Origin of the sequence: Pseudomonas crudilactis (assembly GCF_013433315.1) — a bacterium.
Classification (GTDB): Bacteria; Pseudomonadota; Gammaproteobacteria; order Pseudomonadales; family Pseudomonadaceae; genus Aquipseudomonas; species Aquipseudomonas crudilactis.
Map to the genome: position 1 here is coordinate 72,315 of NZ_WXVV01000013.1, position 16,588 is coordinate 88,902.

The following is a 16,588-nucleotide window of genomic DNA, read 5'->3' on the forward strand; positions in this document are numbered from 1 at the left end:
GTTGCGCGATCAGCCTTTGAGCACGTTGTTCAGGGTCTTGATCAAGGTGTCTTCGTCGACCGGTTTGGTCAGGTAGTCCTTGGCGCCCTGACGGGTGCCCCAGACCTTGTCGGTTTCCTGATCCTTGGTGGTGATGATGATCACCGGGATATGTCCGGTTTCCGGGTCTTTGGTCAACTGACGGGTGGCCTGAAAACCATTGAGGCCGGGCATGACGATGTCCATCAATACCGCGTCGGGTTTTTCCTGACGGGCCAGGGCCACGCCGTCGGCGCCGTTTTCGGCTTTGAGCACTTCATGGCCGTGCTTTTCGAGCATGCCGGTGAGTTTGTACATTTCAGTCGGCGAATCATCAACGATCAGGATACGTGCCATGGTTTTCCCCATTTTTCTTGTCGACGCCCGGCCCGCTGGCCGAGCGTCACTGTACGTGTCTTACTGCGGCAAAACGGCGGCGAAGCCCGGAACATGGGCCTGGATCGCGTTGAGCAGTTCTTCCTTGCTGAAAGGCTTGGTCAAAAATTGATCAGATCCGACAATCCGCCCCTTGGCCTTGTCGAACAGCCCATCACGCGATGACAGCATGATCACCGGCGTGGCCTTGAACGCACTGTTGTTCTTGATTAAAGCGCAGGTCTGATAACCATCCAGACGCGGCATCATGATGTCGACAAAAATGATCCCGGGATGGTTATCGGCGATCTTCGCCAGGGCGTCGAAACCGTCGATCGCCGTGATCACTTCGCAACCGACATTCTTCAACAATGTTTCGGCGGTGCGACGAATCGTTTTCGAGTCGTCGATCACCATGACCTTCAAGGCGCTGGACTGCTGTTCCATAAGAGGGCTCTACCGTCGCCTTTGCGAATCAATTTGTCCGTTTTGCGGTTATGAATGGCTCGAAACCCTTGATGTTCAAGGGCCAGCACGCTACGCCAGCCTTTTTAGCACAGTCTCCAGATGCAATCTATCGACGGGTTTTTCCTTGACCGAAAACCCGCCCGGCGCCACTCTGGCGGCACTTTTTCAATACCGATCCGGTAGCCAATTTTCGAGGAAAACCCAATGAGCGTTCGCGTCGGGATTGTCATGGACCCTATCGCCAGCATCTCCTATAAAAAGGATAGCTCGCTGGCCATGCTGCTGGCCGCGCAGAAGCGTGGCTGGGAACTGTTCTATATGGAACAGCGCGACCTGTATCAGGGTGAAGGTCAGGCACGGGCGCGCATGAAGCCGCTGAAAGTCTACGCCAACCCGGAAAAATGGTTCGAACTGGACGCCGAGCAGGACAACCTGCTGAGCGATCTGGACGTGATCCTGATGCGCAAGGATCCGCCGTTCGACATGGAGTTTGTCTATTCCACCTACCTGCTCGAACAAGCCGAAACCGCTGGCGTACTGGTGGTGAACAAGCCGCAAAGCCTGCGCGACTGCAATGAAAAGCTGTTTGCCACGCTGTTCCCGCAGTGCACGCCGCCGACCGTGGTCAGCCGTCGCGCCGACGTGCTGCGTGAATTCGCCGCCAAACACGGCGACGTGATCCTCAAGCCGCTGGACGGCATGGGCGGTACGTCGATCTTCCGTCACCGCGCGGGCGATCCGAACCTGTCGGTGATTCTGGAAACCCTGACCGCCCTCGGTGGCCAGCAGATCATGGGCCAGGCTTACCTGCCGGCAATCAAGGACGGCGACAAACGCATCCTGATGATCGACGGCGAACCGGTGGATTACTGCCTGGCGCGGATTCCGGCGCAGGGCGAAACCCGTGGCAACCTCGCCGCCGGTGGCCGTGGTGAAGCGCGCCCGCTGACCGACAAGGATCGCTGGATCGCTGCGCAGGTCGGCCCGACGCTGCGTGAGAAAGGCCTGCTGTTCGTCGGTCTCGATGTGATCGGTGAAAGCCTCACCGAAATCAACGTCACCAGCCCGACCTGCATCCGTGAAATCGACAATGCCTTTGGCACTGACATCGGCGGCCTGCTGATGGACGCGATCGCCAAGAAGCTGCAAGCCGCCGGCAAAATGCCACAAGCTTGATGCACGTCACATGCAGTCTGTCGCTTGAAGCGTGAAGCCCAAGGCGTGAAACCAACATTGCGTTATCATGCGCAGCCTCTGAAAAACGCGATGTTGGTTTTCTTGTCATGACCCTCCCGTCCGATCTGCCCGCAGAACTCGCCCACCGTGGCGTGCGCCCGGCCGATCGCCTCGGATTTACCCTGTTTCTCGCGGCGCTGATTCATTTGGCGCTGCTGCTCGGCGTCGGATTCACCATGGTCGAGCCCAAGCAAATCAGCAAAACCCTGGAAATCACCCTCGCCACCTTCAAGAGTGAAAAGAAGCCGGAGAAGGCTGACTTTCTCGCCCAAGAGCATCAGGAAGGCAGCGGCACGCTGGACAAGAAGGCGATCCCGAAAACCACCGAAGTGGCGCCATTCCAGGACAATCAGGTCAAGAAAGTCACCCCGCCCCCGGCCGCCAAGCCGGAGGTGCAGGAGGCCGCGCCCAAGGCTGCGGTGACCACCGTCGCGCCGAAGCCGAAAAAGGCGCCGACCAAGAAAGAAGAGAGCAAGACCGAGGTCAAACCGACGGTTGATGCGCCGGAATTCGACAGCTCGCAGCTGTCCAGCGACATCGCCAGCCTCGAAGCGGAACTGGCCAAGGAACAACAGCTGTACGCCAAGCGTCCGCGTATTCACCGCTTGAGCGCGGCGTCGACCATGCGCGACAAAGGCGCCTGGTACAAAGACGACTGGCGCAAGAAGGTCGAGCGCATCGGTAACCTCAATTACCCCGAAGAAGCACGGCGCAAGCAGATCTACGGCAATTTGCGCTTGATGGTCTCGATCAATCGCGACGGTTCGCTGTATGAAGTGCTGGTGCTGGAATCGTCTGGCCAGCCGCTGCTGGATCAGGCGGCGCAGCGCATTGTCCGACTGGCGGCACCGTTTGCGCCGTTTACCGGGGACTTGTCGGATATCGATCGTCTGGAAATCATTCGCACCTGGAAATTTGCTCGCGGCGACAAACTCTCGAGCAACTGACACACCGCAACCCCTTGTAGGAGTGAGCCTGCTCGCGATAGCGGTGTATCAGTCAACAATTTCGATTCTGGCACACCGCTATCGCGAGCAGGCTCACTCCTACAATGGATCTGTGTTGTTGTCAGCATCTCCAGCTTGTCAGTTTGCCCCCCGAACGCCACACTAGCGCACATGAAAAACGTCAGCCCCAGCTACCTCAAGCATCAATTCCTGATCGCCATGCCTCACATGGCCGACCCGAACTTTGCCCACACCTTGACCTACATCGTCGAGCACACGGCCAATGGCGCGATGGGGATTGTGGTCAATCGACCGCAAGAGCTGAATCTGGCCGACATTCTTGAGCAACTGCGCCCGGACATCGACCCGCCAGCACTCTGCCATCACGTACCGATTTTCATTGGCGGGCCAGTGCAGACAGATCGCGGCTTCGTCCTGCACCCGGCGGGCAAGACCTTCCAGGCCACCGCGCAACTGGACGGCGATCTGGCCCTGTCGACCTCGCAGGACGTGCTGTTCGCCATCGCGGACGGCGTCGGCCCGGCGAAAAGCCTGATTGCCCTCGGTTACGCCGGTTGGGAAGCCGGGCAGCTGGAAGCGGAACTCGCCGATAACGCCTGGCTGAACTGCCCGTACGACGCCGACATCCTGTTCAACACCAGCAGCGAACTGCGTCTGGAAGCAGCGGCCAGGCATTTGGGGATCAACCTCAGCCTGCTGACCAGCCAGGCAGGTCACGCCTGATGGCCCTGCGCCTGATTCTCGGCTTCGACTACGGCACCAAACAGATCGGCGTCGCGGTCGGCCAGGTGATTACCGGCCAGGCCCGCGAGCTGTGCACCTTGAAGGCACAGAATGGCGTGCCGGACTGGAACCAGGTCGAAGCCCTTATAAAAGAATGGAAACCCGACGCCGTCGTTGTCGGTCTGCCGCTGAACATGGACGGCACGCCGAGCGACATGTGCCTGCGCGCAGAGAAATTCGCCCGCCGCCTCAATGGCCGCTTCAACCTGCCGTTCTATACCCACGACGAACGCCTGACCACGTTTGAAGCCAAAGGCGAGCGCCTGGCCCGTGGCGGCCAAAAAGGCAGTTACCGCGACAACCCGGTGGACGCCATCGCCGCCGCTCTGCTGTTGCAGGGCTGGCTCGATGAAAACACTGCATTGTTTGAATCCTGACAAGCGCTTCGGCGCTTTTCTTTTGAGTGAAAAACCGAGTCGTGTCCAAGGATCCGGCTCGCCCCCAACAAGGAGCAACCATGAGCCTGCCAAATCCCGCCGATCTGATCAGCCAGATGGCGACCCGCCTCAAGGCGCACCTTGCCCAGCGTGAAATCAGTGAACCGCGTTACATCGGCATCCGCACTGGCGGTATCTGGGTCGCGCAGGCCTTGCTCAAGGAATTGGGCAGCGACGCGCCACTGGGCACGCTGGATGTGTCCTTTTACCGCGATGACTTCAGCCAGAACGGCCTGCACCCGCAAGTGCGCCCTTCCGCCCTGCCCTTCGAGATCGAAGGCCAGCATCTGGTGCTGATTGACGATGTATTGATGAGCGGCCGCACCATCCGCGCCGCCATGAACGAATTGTTCGACTACGGCCGCCCGGCCAGCGTGACTCTGGTCTGCCTGCTGGACCTCGACGCCGGCGAGCTGCCGATCCGCCCGAACGTGGTCGGCGCGACTTTGTCGCTGGCCGCTCACGAACGGGTGAAGCTGTCCGGCCCCGAGCCGCTGACGCTCGAACTGCAAGACTTCAACCTTTAATCCGCCCTATTGAGAGTCCCCTTCGCGATGACGCCTCTAGATACCAAGCGCCCGCTGCAGCTCAATGATCAGGGCCAGCTGCGCCACTTCCTCTCGCTCGACGGCCTGCGCCGCGAGTTGCTGACGGAAATCCTCGACACTGCCGACTCGTTCCTCGAAGTCGGTGCCCGGGCGGTGAAAAAAGTCCCGTTGCTGCGCGGCAAGACCGTGTGCAACGTGTTCTTCGAAAACTCCACGCGCACCCGCACCACCTTCGAACTGGCGGCCCAGCGGCTGTCGGCGGACGTGATCACCCTGAACGTGTCGACCTCGTCGGCGAGCAAGGGTGAAACCCTGCTCGACACCCTGCGCAACCTTGAAGCCATGGCCGCCGACATGTTCGTCGTGCGCCACGGTGATTCCGGTGCCGCACACTTCATCGCCGAGCATGTTTGCCCGCAAGTGGCGATCATCAACGGCGGCGACGGCCGTCACGCCCACCCGACGCAGGGCATGCTCGACATGCTCACCATCCGTCGGCACAAGGGCGGCTTCGAAAACCTCTCGGTGGCCATCGTCGGCGACATCCTGCACTCGCGCGTTGCGCGCTCGAACATGCTTGCGCTGAAAACCCTCGGTTGCCCGGACATCCGCGTGATCGCGCCGAAAACCCTGCTGCCGATCGGCATCGAGCAATACGGCGTGAAGGTTTACACCGACATGACCGAAGGCCTGAAAGACGTTGACGTGGTGATCATGCTGCGCCTGCAGCGTGAACGCATGACCGGCGGCCTGCTGCCGAGCGAAGGCGAGTTCTACCGCCTGTTCGGCCTGACCACCGCGCGCCTGGCCGGGGCCAAACCGGATTGCATCGTCATGCACCCGGGGCCGATCAATCGGGGGGTGGAGATCGAGTCCGCAGTGGCCGACGGCCCGCACTCGGTGATCCTCAACCAGGTCACCTACGGCATCGCGATTCGTATGGCAGTGTTGTCCATGGCCATGAGCGGGCAAACCGCGCAGCGTCAATTCGAGCAGGAGAACGCCCAGTGAAGCTCAGCATTCTCGGCGCACGCGTCATCGATCCAAGCAGCGGCCTGGATCAAATCACCGACATTCACGTTGAAGCCTGCAAGATCGTCGCCCTCGGCGCGGCCCCAGCGGGTTTCACGGCAGTAGAAACCATCGACGCCCAAGGCCTTGTCGCCGCTCCGGGCCTCGTTGATCTGAACGTGGCCCTGCGCGAGCCGGGTTACAGCCGCAAAGGCTCGATCATCAGCGAAACCCGCGCAGCGGCCGCCGGTGGCGTGACCAGCCTGTGCTGCCCGCCGAAAACCAAACCGGTGCTCGACACTTCCGCCGTGGCCGAACTGATCCTCGACCGCGCACGCGAAGCCGGCAACACCAAGGTGTTTCCGATTGGTGCGCTGAGTAAAGGTCTGGACGGCGAGCAACTGGCTGAGCTGGTGGCGCTGCGCGACGCCGGTTGCGTGGCGTTCGGCAACGGTCTGGAGAGTTTCCGCAACACCCGCACCTTGTGCCGGGCGCTGGAATACGCGGCGACGTTCGACCTGACGGTGATTTTCAACTCGCAGGATCATGATCTGGCTGAAGGTGGCTTGGCCCACGAAGGCGCCGTTGCCAGTTTCCTCGGCCTGCCGGGGATTCCGGAAACCGCTGAAACCGTGGCATTGGCCCGTGATCTGTTGCTGGTCGAGCAGACTGGCGTGCGCGCGCACTTCAGCCAGTTGACCAGCGCTCGCGGCGTGGCTCTGATCGCGCAGGCTCAGGCCCGCGGCTTGAAGGTGACGGCGGATGTCGCGCTGTACCAGCTGATTCTGACCGACGAAGCATTGATCGACTTCAGCAGCCTGTACCACGTGCAGCCGCCGCTGCGTACGCGTGCTGACCGTGATGGCCTGCGTGAAGCGGTGAAGTCCGGCGTTGTGTCGGCGATCTCCAGCCATCACCAGCCGCACGAACGTGACGCCAAACTGGCACCGTTCGGCGCGACCGAGCCGGGCATCAGCAGTGTTGAACTGTTGCTGCCGTTGGCGATGACGCTGGTTGAGGATGGTTTGCTGGATCTGCCGACCTTGCTGGCGCGTTTGAGCGCAGGCCCGGCTGAAGCGTTGCGTCTGCCGGCTGGCAAACTGGCGGTGGGTGGGGCGGCGGATATCGTGTTGTTCGATCCGCAGGCTTCGACGGTGGCCGGTGAAGGCTGGTTGTCGAAGGGTGAGAATTGCCCGTTCATAGGGCACACTTTGCCGGGTGTGGTTCGCTACACGCTGGTGGATGGGCGGATCAGTCACCAGGCTTGATACCGCGTCGCCCCATTCGCGAGCAGGCTCGCTCCCACATTGTGGGAGCCAGCCTGCTCGCGAAGACTTACTGGAAGGCGCCTCTGCCTTCGGCGTTGCGTACAGAAACCTGATCATTCAGCGTCCAGAAGTCATACAGCACCCCCAGAAAGAACAACCCGCCTGTCAGCAGATAGATCAGGCCGCTGATCCACTTGCCCTGATACATCCGGTGCACACCCAATGCTCCGAGGAACGTCAGCAGAATCCACGCCACGTTGTATTCGATCGGCCCGGCGGTAAAACGCAGATCCGCCTCGCGATCCATTGCCGGGATCAAGAACAGGTCGATCAGCCAGCCAATGCCCAGCAAACCGAAGGTGAAGAACCAGATCGTCCCGGTCACCGGCTTGCCGTAATAGAAGCGGTGGGCGCCGGTAAAACCGAAAATCCACAGCAGATAACCGATGATTTTGCTGTGCGTATCTTGCTGCTGAACAGATTGTTGATAGGGGTTCATGAAGACCTCGATTCACACGATAGATAAATATTCTTGAATTCTTTGTGACTTTTTTACAGGTAGCCGACGTATGGCAAATGTTACCGTTGCTACCGTCAAAGCCTTATAGCACCTGACTTCTGTCCGACAATTGCGTCCATTTGCCGCTTATTTGGTTCCGTTGACAGCCAAGTGAATCGACCAACGGCCTCGGAATGAAAAAAAACTCTGTTATAAAGTTGCGCGCTATCACTTAAGAGCCACGCCTAATGCGACCATTTTTCAAGACATGGCTAACCATCTGCCTATTAATGCCACTGGCCGCCCACGCCACCAATCGTGAGCAACGTCTTCCCAACGTCAACGGCTTTACCCCTAAATCCCATGCTTCGGCTCCTTCGAGCAAAAGCAGCAAAAGCAAAACCACCACGCTGAGCAGCAAGAGCCACAGCAAGCTGGTGCCACCGATGGCGAGCAAGGAAAGCAGCAATGTGCTGAGCCGTGCGGTCAACGTCCTCGGTACACCTTATCGTTGGGGCGGCAGCAGCCCAAGTAAAGGTTTCGATTGCAGCGGTCTGGTGAAATACGCGTTCAACGACGCCACGTTCGACCTGCCACGCACCTCGAACGCCATGGCCAGCGGCCACGGCGAGAAAGTCGAGCGTAAGGATCTGAAGCCGGGCGACCTGATTTTCTTCAACATCAAGAGCCGCCGGGTCAACCATGTTGCCATCTACCTGGGCAACGACCGCTTCATCCACGCCCCGCGTCGTGGCAAAGCGGTGAGCATCGATACGCTGAACAAGCCGTACTGGCAGCAGCATTACGTGGTTGCCAAGCGGGTGTTGCCGAAAGAACAGAGCCAGATGCGCGTGGTTCAGCGCTGAGCTGACTGATCCGGAATCAGCTCAAGCAGTACCGCCCTCTTCGCGAGCAAGCTCGCTCCCACATTGGAATGCATTTCCATGTGGGAGCGAGCCTGCTCGCGAAGAGGCCGGTAATAGCGACACAAATCCCCCTCAAAAGTTATCCGGCGTACGCGCCTTCTCCCGCGCATGCTCGCGACTGATCAAGCCCTTGGTCAGCAGATCCTTCAGGCACATGTCCAGTGTCTGCATCCCCAACGCCCCCCCCGTCTGAATCGCCGAATACATCTGCGCCACCTTGTCCTCGCGGATCAGGTTACGGATCGCTGACGTCCCCAGCATGATCTCGTGCGCCGCCACCCGACCGCCACCGATCTTCTTAATCAACGTCTGCGAGACCACCGCCAGTAACGACTCCGACAGCATCGAGCGCACCATCGACTTCTCGTCACCGGGGAATACGTCGACCACGCGGTCGATGGTTTTCGCCGCCGACGTGGTGTGCAAGGTGCCGAACACCAAATGCCCGGTCTCGGCAGCGGTCAGCGCCAGGCGAATGGTTTCCAGGTCACGCATCTCGCCAACCAGAATCACATCCGGGTCTTCGCGCAGCGCTGAACGCAAAGCCGTAGCGAAACTGCGGGTATCACGGTGAACCTCACGCTGATTGATCAGGCATTTGCGCGATTCGTGAACAAATTCAATCGGGTCTTCAATGGTTAGAATGTGGTGGTGGCGATGCGTATTGAGGTAATCGATCATCGCCGCCAACGTGGTCGACTTGCCGGAACCGGTCGGCCCGGTGACTAGCACCAGCCCACGCGGCGCATCGGTAATCTTGCGGAAGACGTCGCCCATGGCGAGGTCTTCCATGCTCAACACTTTCGACGGAATGGTACGAAACACCGCCCCGGCGCCACGGTTCTGGTTGAAGGCGTTAACCCGAAAACGTGCGACACCTGGCACTTCGAAGGAAAAGTCGGTTTCCAGATGTTTCTCGAAGTCGACCCGCTGGGTGTCGTTCATGATGTCGTAGATCAATTCGTGCACTTGCTTGTGATCCAGCGCTGGCAGATTGATCCGCCGCACATCGCCATCGACACGGATCATCGGCGGCAGACCGGCCGACAGGTGCAGGTCGGAAGCTCCCTGTTTGGCGCTGAAGGCCAGCAGTTCAGTGATATCCATAGCGCTCCTCAATTCCAGTAGAATGCCGCGAACCTTCAGACCGCTGGCGCCTCTTGATGTCCACGATAGCAGACAACATTCAACTGGTTAGTTCGCGCATCCAGGCAGCGATCCAAGCCGCAACCCGCCCTGAAAACAGCGTTCAATTACTCGCCGTCAGTAAAACCAAACCCGCCGAAGCCCTGCGCGAAGCGTATGCCGCCGGCCTGCGCGACTTTGGCGAGAACTATCTGCAGGAAGCCTTGAGCAAACAGCTCGAACTGGCGGATCTGCCCTTGATCTGGCACTTCATCGGCCCCATTCAATCGAACAAGACTCGTGCGATTGCCGAGCATTTCGACTGGGTGCACTCCGTGGATCGCCTGAAAATCGCTCAACGTCTGTCCGAACAGCGCCCGGCCGAGCTGCCGCCGCTGAACATCTGCATTCAGGTCAACGTCAGCGGTGAGGCGAGTAAATCCGGCTGCACGCCTGACGATCTGCCGGCATTGGCCGCTGCCATCAGCGCTTTGCCGCGCCTGAAACTGCGCGGCTTGATGGCGATTCCGGAGCCAACCGACGACCGCGCCGAACAGGACGCGGCCTTCGCCGCCGTGCAGAAATTGCAGGCGAGCCTCGATTTGCCGCTCGACACACTTTCCATGGGCATGAGCCACGACCTCGAGTCGGCCATTGCCCAAGGCGCCACCTGGGTGCGTATCGGTACGGCCCTGTTTGGCGCCCGCGACTATTCCCAATCTTGAACGTTTCCAGATAAGGACCACACATGAGCAACACACGTATTGCGTTTATCGGTGCGGGCAACATGGCGGCCAGTTTGATTGGCGGCCTGCGCGCCAAAGGTCTGGAAGCTGCCCACATCCGTGCCAGCGATCCGGGCGAAGAAACTCGCGCCAGGGTCAGCGCTGAACACGGCATCGAGACCTTTGCCGACAACGCGCAGGCCATCGACGGCTTCGATGTGATCGTACTGGCCGTCAAGCCGCAGGCGATGAAAGCCGTGTGCGAGGCAATTCGCCCAAGCCTGCAACCCAATCAACTGGTGGTTTCCATCGCGGCGGGCATCACCTGCGCGAGCATGACCGCCTGGCTCGGCGAGCAGCCGATTGTGCGCTGCATGCCCAACACCCCGGCGCTGCTGCGTCAGGGCGTCAGCGGTTTGTATGCAACCAGTGAAGTGACCGCCGAGCAACGTCAGCAAGCTGAAGAGCTGCTGTCCGCCGTCGGCATTGCCCTGTGGCTGAGTGAAGAACAGCAACTGGACGCCGTCACCGCCGTGTCCGGTTCCGGCCCTGCCTACTTCTTCCTGCTGATCGAAGCCATGACCGCCGCCGGCGTCAAACTCGGCCTGCCGAAAGACGTCGCAGAACAACTGACCCTGCAAACGGCGCTGGGCGCCGCGCACATGGCGGTTTCCAGCGATGTCGACGCGGCCGAACTGCGCCGCCGCGTGACCTCGCCAAACGGCACCACAGAAGCCGCGATCAAATCATTCCAGGCCAATGGCTTTGAAGCCCTGGTCGAAACCGCACTCGGCGCCGCCGCGCACCGCTCGGCCGAAATGGCCGAACAACTGGGCAAATAAGGAGCCTTACATGATTGGATTGAACACTGCAGCGGTTTACGTGCTGCAAACCCTCGGCAGCCTGTACCTGCTGATCGTGCTGCTGCGCTTCGTCCTGCAACTGGTACGGGCAAACTTCTACAACCCGCTGTGCCAGTTCATAGTTAAAGCCACCCAGCCGCTGCTCAAACCACTGCGCCGGATCATTCCGAGCATGTTCGGGCTCGACATGTCGTCGCTGGTGCTGGCGATTCTGGTGCAACTGGCGCTGATGGCCCTGACCCTGCTGTTGACTTACGGCACCACCGGCAATCCGCTGCAACTGTTTATCTGGTCGCTGATCGGCGTGACCGCGCTGTTCCTGAAGATCTTCTTCTTCGCCCTGATCATCAGCGTGATCCTCTCGTGGGTCGCGCCGGGCAGCCACAATCCGGGCGCTGAGCTGGTCAACCAGATCTGCGAGCCGGCGCTGGCGCCGTTCCGCAAGTTCCTGCCGAATCTTGGCGGTCTGGACCTGTCGCCGATCTTCGCCTTCCTCGCGCTGAAGCTGATCGACATGCTGGTGATTAACAATCTGGCGGCGATGACGATGATGCCGGAAATCCTCCGTCTGCTGATGTGAGCTGGTTTCGATGGGACGGTGACGACTTGATCCTCGAGTGTCACCTGCAACCGGCAGCCCGCAGCGATGACTTCGCCGGGCTGCACGGCGATCGTCTGAAGATTCGTTTAACCGCACCGCCGGTTGAGGGCAAGGCCAATGCTTATCTGCTGGGCTTTCTGGCCAAGGCGTTTGGGGTGTCCAAGAGCCAGGTCAGTTTGCTCAGTGGCGAGTTGAACCGGCAGAAGCGGGTGAAGATTTGTTCGCCGAAGAAGTTGCCGGATTTGCCGGGGTTGGTTGGGCGCTTGTCTTGATTTTGGCGGCGTCTGCGCCCCTCACCCCAGCCCTCTCCCCATGGAGAGGGAGCCGATTTGGGTGGTTTTCAAAACCTGAGTTCGACTCGATAGATCAGGTCGGCGTATCTCGAACATCCACCCCAGTCAGTCCCCTCTTCCTCCGGGAGAGGGAGCCGATTTGGGTGGTTTTCAAAACCTGAGTTCGACTCGATAGATCAGGTCGGCGTATCTCGAACATCCACCCCGGTCAGTCCCCTCTTCCTCCGGGAGAGGGAGCCGATTTTGGTGGTTTTCAAGGCCTGAGTTCGACTCGATAGATCAGGTCGGCGTAGTTCAAAAGAACACCTCGGTCAGTCCCCTCTCCCTCCGGGAGAGGGCTAGGGTGAGGGCCGCTTGCCGCTAACCCCCCCGGTCTTTAGACTTACGCCTCATTTCAACGAGAGCAGGGTCGATGCCAACTGCCTTTCCCCCCGATTCTGTTGGTCTGGTGACGCCGCAAACCGCGCACTTCAGCGTTCCGCTGGCGCTGGCCTGTGGCCGTTCGCTGGCCGCCTATGACCTGATCTACGAAACCTACGGCACGCTGAACGCGCAAGCGAGCAACGCCGTGCTGATTTGCCACGCCTTGTCCGGCCATCACCACGCCGCCGGCTATCACAGCGTCGACGACCGCAAGCCCGGTTGGTGGGACAGCTGCATCGGCCCCGGCAAACCGATCGACACCAACAAATTCTTCGTGGTCAGCCTGAACAACCTCGGCGGCTGCAACGGCTCCACCGGCCCGAGCAGCATCAACCCGGAGACCGGCAAACCGTTCGGCGCCGACTTCCCGGTGCTTACCGTGGAAGACTGGGTGCACAGCCAGGCACGTCTCGCTGACCTGCTCGGCATCGGCCAGTGGGCAGCGGTGATTGGCGGCAGCCTTGGCGGCATGCAGGCGTTGCAATGGACCATCACCTATCCGGATCGCGTGCGTCACTGCCTGGCCATCGCCTCGGCACCGAAGCTGTCGGCGCAGAACATCGCCTTCAACGAAGTGGCGCGTCAGGCAATCCTGACCGATCCGGAATTCCACGGCGGTTCGTTCCAGGAAGCCGGCGTGATCCCCAAGCGCGGCTTGATGCTGGCGCGCATGGTTGGGCACATCACCTACCTGTCCGACGATTCGATGGGCGAGAAATTCGGCCGTGGCCTGAAGAGCGAGAAACTCAACTACGACTTCCACAGTGTCGAGTTTCAGGTTGAAAGCTACCTGCGTTATCAGGGCGAAGAGTTCTCCGGACGCTTCGACGCCAACACCTATCTGTTGATGACCAAGGCACTGGATTACTTCGATCCGGCGGCGAACTTCGACGATAACCTGGCAAAAACCTTTGAAAACGCCACGGCCAAGTTCTGCGTGATGTCATTCACCACCGATTGGCGTTTCTCCCCTGCCCGTTCGCGGGAACTGGTGGATGCGCTGATGGCGGCGCGCAAAGACGTCAGTTATCTGGAAATCGATGCGCCGCAGGGCCACGACGCCTTCCTGATTCCGATCCCGCGCTACTTGCAGGCGTTCGGCAATTACATGAACCGCATCACGCTGTGAGAAAGCCATGAGAGCTGATCTGGAAATCATCCAGGAATGGATCCCCGCCGGCAGCCGCGTCCTCGACCTCGGTTGCGGTGACGGCGAGCTGCTGACCTGGCTGCGCGACAACAAGAACGTCACCGGTTATGGCCTGGAAAACGACGCCGACAACATCGCCCAGTGCGTGGCCAAAGGCGTCAACGTCATCGAGCAGGACCTGGACAAGGGGCTGGGCAACTTCGCCAGCAACAGTTTCGACATCGTCGTCATGACTCAGGCCCTGCAAGCCGTGCATTACCCGGACAAGATCCTCGACGAAATGCTCCGGGTCGGCCGCCAGTGCATCATCACTTTCCCCAACTTCGGCCACTGGCGCTGCCGCTGGTACCTGGCGAGCAAGGGCCGCATGCCGGTTTCCGAGTTCCTGCCGTACACCTGGTACAACACGCCGAACATCCACTTCTGCACCTTCGAAGACTTTGAAGAACTTTGTCGCGAACGTGATGCGAAGGTCATTGATCGGCTTGCCGTGGATCAACAGCACCGTCACGGGTGGGCCAGTAAGCTATGGCCTAATCTGTTAGGTGAGATTGGTATCTACCGCGTCAGCAGCCCGCAGCTTGCAGACCACAAAGTCGCGGTCTGAATCCCGTCATTTCGAGGAGCACGATCATGGGTCGTTTAGCGTTGTTGTTATTGACTGCCTGCCTGAGCGCCAGCGCTCTGGCGGCCGACGTCATCAAGGGTGAGCGCAAGGAAACCTTTGGCGACGTCACGGTGCACTACAACACCTTCAACTCGACGTTCCTGCAACCGGACATCGCCAAGGCCGCGGAGCTGATCCGCAGCAAGAATCAGGGCGTGATCAATGTCTCGGTAATCAAGGACGGCAAACCGCTGGTCGCCAACGTCACCGGCACGGTCAAAGACCTGACCAGCCAGAGCGTGCCGCTGAATTTCAAGCAAGTCACCGAGCAGGGTGCGATCTACTACATCGCCCAATATCCGGTGCCTCAGCAGGAAACCCGCACCTTTGAAATCAAGGTGCAGAACGGCGACAAGATCAACACCATCAATTTCAACCAAGAACTCTTTCCCGGCGAATGATGAACATCAAGCAGCTCGTACTGGCCAGCCATAACGCCGGCAAACTCAAAGAACTCCAGGCCATGCTCGGCGAATCGGTGCAACTGCGCTCGATTGGCGAGTGGAGCAAGGTCGAGCCGGAAGAAACCGGTCTGTCGTTCGTCGAGAACGCGATTCTCAAGGCGCGTAACGCCGCGCGTATTTCCGGGTTGCCGGCGCTGGCCGACGACTCCGGTCTGGCGGTGGATTTCCTTGGCGGTGCGCCGGGCATCTATTCGGCGCGTTATGCCGACGGCAAGGGCGATGCGGCAAACAACGCCAAACTGCTCGACGCGCTGAAGGATGTGCCGGAAGCCGAGCGCGGCGCACAGTTTGTTTGCGTGCTGGCGCTGGTACGTCACGCCGATGACCCGTTGCCGATCCTCTGCGAAGGCCTGTGGCACGGGCGCATTCTGACGGCTGCCAGCGGCGAACACGGTTTCGGTTATGACCCGCTGTTTTGGGTACCGGAGCGTGACGTGTCCAGCGCCGAACTGAGCCCGGCGGACAAGAACCAGATCAGCCACCGCGCCCGAGCAATGGATCTGCTGCGCCAGCGTCTGGGCTTGAAATGACCCGTGACTCTTCTGCGTCGTCGCTGATTGTCGGCGGCGCCGCTTCTTCGCCTCGGGCGCCGTTGCCGACGCTGCCGCCCTTGTCGCTGTACATCCACATCCCGTGGTGTGTGCGCAAATGCCCGTATTGCGATTTCAACTCGCACACCGCCAGCCCGGTATTGCCGGAACAGGAATACGTCGACGCGCTGCTGGCCGATCTCGATCAGGACCTGCACGCCGTTTACGGCCGCGAAATCAGCTCGATCTTCTTCGGTGGCGGTACGCCGAGCCTGTTCAGCGCCGAAGCGCTTGGCCGTTTGCTCGAAGGCGTCGAGCAGCGCATTCCGTTTGCCGACGACATCGAAATCACTCTGGAAGCCAACCCGGGCACCTTTGAACAAGAGAAGTTCGTCGCCTACCGCAAGCTGGGGATCAATCGGCTGTCGATCGGCATCCAGAGTTTCCAGCAGGAAAAGCTCCAGGCACTGGGCCGCATTCACAACGGTGACGAAGCCGTGCGCGCGGCGGGCATGGCGCGTCAGGCCGGGTTCGATAACTTCAACCTCGACTTGATGCACGGCTTGCCCGATCAATCGCTGGACGATGCCTTGAGCGATTTGCGCCAGGCTATAGAACTGAATCCGACGCACATTTCCTGGTATCAGCTGACACTGGAGCCGAACACGGTGTTCTGGAACCAGCCGCCAGTGCTGCCGGAAGACGACACGCTGTGGGACATTCAAGAGGCTGGGCAGGCGCTGTTGGCCGAGCACGGTTACGCGCAATACGAAGTGTCGGCGTATGCCCAGGCCGCACGTCCGGCGCGGCATAACCTCAATTACTGGAGTTTCGGCGACTTCATCGGCATCGGCGCGGGCGCGCACGGCAAGCTCAGCCATCCGGACGGACGCATCGTTCGTACCTGGAAAACCCGTTTGCCAAAGGACTATCTCAACCCGGCAAAAAGCTTCCAGGCCGGCGAAAAAGCCCTGACCAACGACGAGATGCCGTTCGAGTTTCTGATGAACGCCTTGCGCCTGACTGCCGGCGTCGAATCGCGCTTGTATCCGGAGCGCACTGGCCTGTCGCTGGAAAGCCTCGCCGAAGGCCGGGCAGCGGCAGAACAAAGCGGTCTGTTGCAGGTCGAACCGTCACGTCTGGTGGCCACCGAGCGCGGACAGCTGTTCCTCAACGACTTGCTGCAACAATTTCTGAACTGATTTCAGTG

The 16,588-nt window shown here is 60.0% G+C and carries 21 protein-coding genes; 17 read left to right on the forward strand and 4 right to left on the reverse strand.

From position 1 onward, the window contains the following. Nucleotides 1-9: 9 nt before the first annotated feature. Entirely contained in the window at nt 10-375 is a 366-nt protein-coding gene (gene pilH, locus GTU76_RS16000) for a twitching motility response regulator PilH (protein ID WP_026000666.1), read from the reverse strand. Nucleotides 376-435: 60 nt separating this feature from the next. Continuing rightward, the gene (gene pilG / locus GTU76_RS16005) at nt 436-840 is read right to left on the reverse strand and encodes a twitching motility response regulator PilG (RefSeq protein ID WP_007913673.1); all 405 of its coding nucleotides are present in this window, start codon (nt 838-840) and stop codon (nt 436-438) included. Between the two features lie 225 nt (nt 841-1,065). On the opposite strand from pilG, the gene gshB reads away from it, so the two are divergent. From gshB to GTU76_RS16040, 7 genes are all read left to right on the forward strand, one after another. After that, nucleotides 1,066-2,037, forward strand: a complete 972-nt coding sequence (gene gshB / locus GTU76_RS16010; protein WP_180699048.1) for a glutathione synthase — start codon at nt 1,066-1,068, stop codon at nt 2,035-2,037. Nucleotides 2,038-2,144: 107 nt separating this feature from the next. Further along, on the forward strand, nt 2,145-3,044 hold the full coding sequence (locus GTU76_RS16015) for an energy transducer TonB (protein WP_038358807.1): 900 nt from the start codon (nt 2,145-2,147) through the stop codon (nt 3,042-3,044). A 171-nt stretch (nt 3,045-3,215) separates the two neighbouring features. After that, nucleotides 3,216-3,788, forward strand: a complete 573-nt coding sequence (locus tag GTU76_RS16020; protein WP_180699049.1) for a YqgE/AlgH family protein — start codon at nt 3,216-3,218, stop codon at nt 3,786-3,788. Then, on the forward strand, nt 3,788-4,225 hold the full coding sequence (gene ruvX, locus GTU76_RS16025) for a Holliday junction resolvase RuvX (RefSeq protein ID WP_016985972.1): 438 nt from the start codon (nt 3,788-3,790) through the stop codon (nt 4,223-4,225). The genes GTU76_RS16020 and ruvX overlap by 1 nt, the downstream gene beginning before the upstream one ends. Nucleotides 4,226-4,305: 80 nt before the next feature. Beyond that, entirely contained in the window at nt 4,306-4,812 is a 507-nt protein-coding gene (gene pyrR / locus GTU76_RS16030; protein WP_016985973.1) for a bifunctional pyr operon transcriptional regulator/uracil phosphoribosyltransferase PyrR, read from the forward strand. Nucleotides 4,813-4,839: 27 nt separating this feature from the next. Further along, entirely contained in the window at nt 4,840-5,844 is a 1,005-nt protein-coding gene (locus tag GTU76_RS16035; RefSeq protein WP_007913665.1) for an aspartate carbamoyltransferase catalytic subunit, read from the forward strand. Beyond that, a complete protein-coding gene (locus GTU76_RS16040; RefSeq protein WP_102901326.1) occupies nt 5,841-7,112 on the forward strand; it encodes a dihydroorotase in 1,272 nt (423 codons plus the stop codon). Before GTU76_RS16035 ends, GTU76_RS16040 begins: the two co-directional genes overlap by 4 nt. Before the next feature lie 67 nt (nt 7,113-7,179). Here GTU76_RS16040 and GTU76_RS16045 read toward each other — a convergent pair whose 3' ends face one another. Further along, nucleotides 7,180-7,611, reverse strand: coding sequence for an NINE protein (locus tag GTU76_RS16045; RefSeq protein WP_180699050.1), 432 nt, complete (start codon nt 7,609-7,611; stop codon nt 7,180-7,182). 248 nt (nt 7,612-7,859) lie between these two features. Here GTU76_RS16045 and GTU76_RS16050 point away from each other — a divergent pair, with 248 nt between their 5' ends. After that, nucleotides 7,860-8,477 carry a C40 family peptidase gene (locus GTU76_RS16050; RefSeq protein ID WP_016985978.1) on the forward strand — a complete coding sequence of 206 codons (618 nt, stop codon included), beginning with the start codon at nt 7,860-7,862 and terminating at the stop codon, nt 8,475-8,477. A gap of 132 nt (nt 8,478-8,609) precedes the next feature. On the opposite strand, the gene GTU76_RS16055 is transcribed toward GTU76_RS16050, so the two are convergent. After that, entirely contained in the window at nt 8,610-9,644 is a 1,035-nt protein-coding gene (locus tag GTU76_RS16055) for a type IV pilus twitching motility protein PilT (RefSeq protein WP_064116265.1), read from the reverse strand. 56 nt (nt 9,645-9,700) lie between these two features. Between GTU76_RS16055 and GTU76_RS16060 the strand changes: the two genes are divergently transcribed. From GTU76_RS16060 to hemW, 9 genes are all read left to right on the forward strand, one after another. Continuing rightward, nucleotides 9,701-10,387, forward strand: coding sequence for a YggS family pyridoxal phosphate-dependent enzyme (locus GTU76_RS16060; protein ID WP_180699051.1), 687 nt, complete (start codon nt 9,701-9,703; stop codon nt 10,385-10,387). Between the two features lie 23 nt (nt 10,388-10,410). After that, complete coding sequence (proC, locus tag GTU76_RS16065) at nt 10,411-11,229, forward strand: pyrroline-5-carboxylate reductase (RefSeq protein WP_016985980.1); 819 nt, start codon at nt 10,411-10,413, stop codon at nt 11,227-11,229. 10 nt (nt 11,230-11,239) lie between these two features. Beyond that, nucleotides 11,240-11,830: a YggT family protein gene (locus GTU76_RS16070; RefSeq protein WP_095186992.1), complete on the forward strand. Its 591-nt coding sequence runs from the start codon at nt 11,240-11,242 to the stop codon at nt 11,828-11,830. Next, a complete protein-coding gene (locus tag GTU76_RS16075) occupies nt 11,827-12,123 on the forward strand; it encodes a DUF167 domain-containing protein (RefSeq protein WP_016985982.1) in 297 nt (98 codons plus the stop codon). Before GTU76_RS16070 ends, GTU76_RS16075 begins: the two co-directional genes overlap by 4 nt. Nucleotides 12,124-12,556: 433 nt before the next feature. Continuing rightward, nucleotides 12,557-13,696 carry a homoserine O-succinyltransferase MetX gene (gene metX, locus GTU76_RS16080; protein ID WP_016983244.1) on the forward strand — a complete coding sequence of 380 codons (1,140 nt, stop codon included), beginning with the start codon at nt 12,557-12,559 and terminating at the stop codon, nt 13,694-13,696. A 7-nt stretch (nt 13,697-13,703) separates the two neighbouring features. Beyond that, complete coding sequence (gene metW, locus GTU76_RS16085; protein ID WP_007913638.1) at nt 13,704-14,324, forward strand: methionine biosynthesis protein MetW; 621 nt, start codon at nt 13,704-13,706, stop codon at nt 14,322-14,324. Between the two features lie 26 nt (nt 14,325-14,350). Then, nucleotides 14,351-14,785: a DUF4426 domain-containing protein gene (locus GTU76_RS16090; protein WP_102901333.1), complete on the forward strand. Its 435-nt coding sequence runs from the start codon at nt 14,351-14,353 to the stop codon at nt 14,783-14,785. Beyond that, nucleotides 14,782-15,378, forward strand: a complete 597-nt coding sequence (gene rdgB / locus GTU76_RS16095; RefSeq protein ID WP_008083802.1) for an RdgB/HAM1 family non-canonical purine NTP pyrophosphatase — start codon at nt 14,782-14,784, stop codon at nt 15,376-15,378. Before GTU76_RS16090 ends, rdgB begins: the two co-directional genes overlap by 4 nt. After that, nucleotides 15,375-16,580 carry a radical SAM family heme chaperone HemW gene (hemW, locus tag GTU76_RS16100; protein WP_016983242.1) on the forward strand — a complete coding sequence of 402 codons (1,206 nt, stop codon included), beginning with the start codon at nt 15,375-15,377 and terminating at the stop codon, nt 16,578-16,580. Before rdgB ends, hemW begins: the two co-directional genes overlap by 4 nt. The last annotated feature ends 8 nt before the right edge of the window (nt 16,581-16,588 follow it).

Excerpts from the sequence above, each read along its gene's own strand:
- pilH (WP_026000666.1), bottom strand. The coding sequence starts at position 375 with ATGGCACGTATCCTGATCGTTGATGATTCGCCGACTGAAATGTACAAA.
- pilG (WP_007913673.1), bottom strand. The coding sequence starts at position 840 with ATGGAACAGCAGTCCAGCGCCTTGAAGGTCATGGTGATCGACGACTCG.
- gshB (WP_180699048.1), top strand. The coding sequence starts at position 1,066 with ATGAGCGTTCGCGTCGGGATTGTCATGGACCCTATCGCCAGCATCTCC.
- GTU76_RS16015 (WP_038358807.1), top strand. The coding sequence starts at position 2,145 with ATGACCCTCCCGTCCGATCTGCCCGCAGAACTCGCCCACCGTGGCGTG.
- GTU76_RS16020 (WP_180699049.1), top strand. The coding sequence starts at position 3,216 with ATGAAAAACGTCAGCCCCAGCTACCTCAAGCATCAATTCCTGATCGCC.
- ruvX (WP_016985972.1), top strand. The coding sequence starts at position 3,788 with ATGGCCCTGCGCCTGATTCTCGGCTTCGACTACGGCACCAAACAGATC.
- pyrR (WP_016985973.1), top strand. The coding sequence starts at position 4,306 with ATGAGCCTGCCAAATCCCGCCGATCTGATCAGCCAGATGGCGACCCGC.
- GTU76_RS16035 (WP_007913665.1), top strand. The coding sequence starts at position 4,840 with ATGACGCCTCTAGATACCAAGCGCCCGCTGCAGCTCAATGATCAGGGC.
- GTU76_RS16045 (WP_180699050.1), bottom strand. The coding sequence starts at position 7,611 with ATGAACCCCTATCAACAATCTGTTCAGCAGCAAGATACGCACAGCAAA.
- GTU76_RS16050 (WP_016985978.1), top strand. The coding sequence starts at position 7,860 with ATGCGACCATTTTTCAAGACATGGCTAACCATCTGCCTATTAATGCCA.
- GTU76_RS16055 (WP_064116265.1), bottom strand. The coding sequence starts at position 9,644 with ATGGATATCACTGAACTGCTGGCCTTCAGCGCCAAACAGGGAGCTTCC.
- GTU76_RS16060 (WP_180699051.1), top strand. The coding sequence starts at position 9,701 with ATGTCCACGATAGCAGACAACATTCAACTGGTTAGTTCGCGCATCCAG.
- proC (WP_016985980.1), top strand. The coding sequence starts at position 10,411 with ATGAGCAACACACGTATTGCGTTTATCGGTGCGGGCAACATGGCGGCC.
- GTU76_RS16070 (WP_095186992.1), top strand. The coding sequence starts at position 11,240 with ATGATTGGATTGAACACTGCAGCGGTTTACGTGCTGCAAACCCTCGGC.
- metX (WP_016983244.1), top strand. The coding sequence starts at position 12,557 with ATGCCAACTGCCTTTCCCCCCGATTCTGTTGGTCTGGTGACGCCGCAA.
- metW (WP_007913638.1), top strand. The coding sequence starts at position 13,704 with ATGAGAGCTGATCTGGAAATCATCCAGGAATGGATCCCCGCCGGCAGC.
- GTU76_RS16090 (WP_102901333.1), top strand. The coding sequence starts at position 14,351 with ATGGGTCGTTTAGCGTTGTTGTTATTGACTGCCTGCCTGAGCGCCAGC.
- rdgB (WP_008083802.1), top strand. The coding sequence starts at position 14,782 with ATGATGAACATCAAGCAGCTCGTACTGGCCAGCCATAACGCCGGCAAA.
- hemW (WP_016983242.1), top strand. The coding sequence starts at position 15,375 with ATGACCCGTGACTCTTCTGCGTCGTCGCTGATTGTCGGCGGCGCCGCT.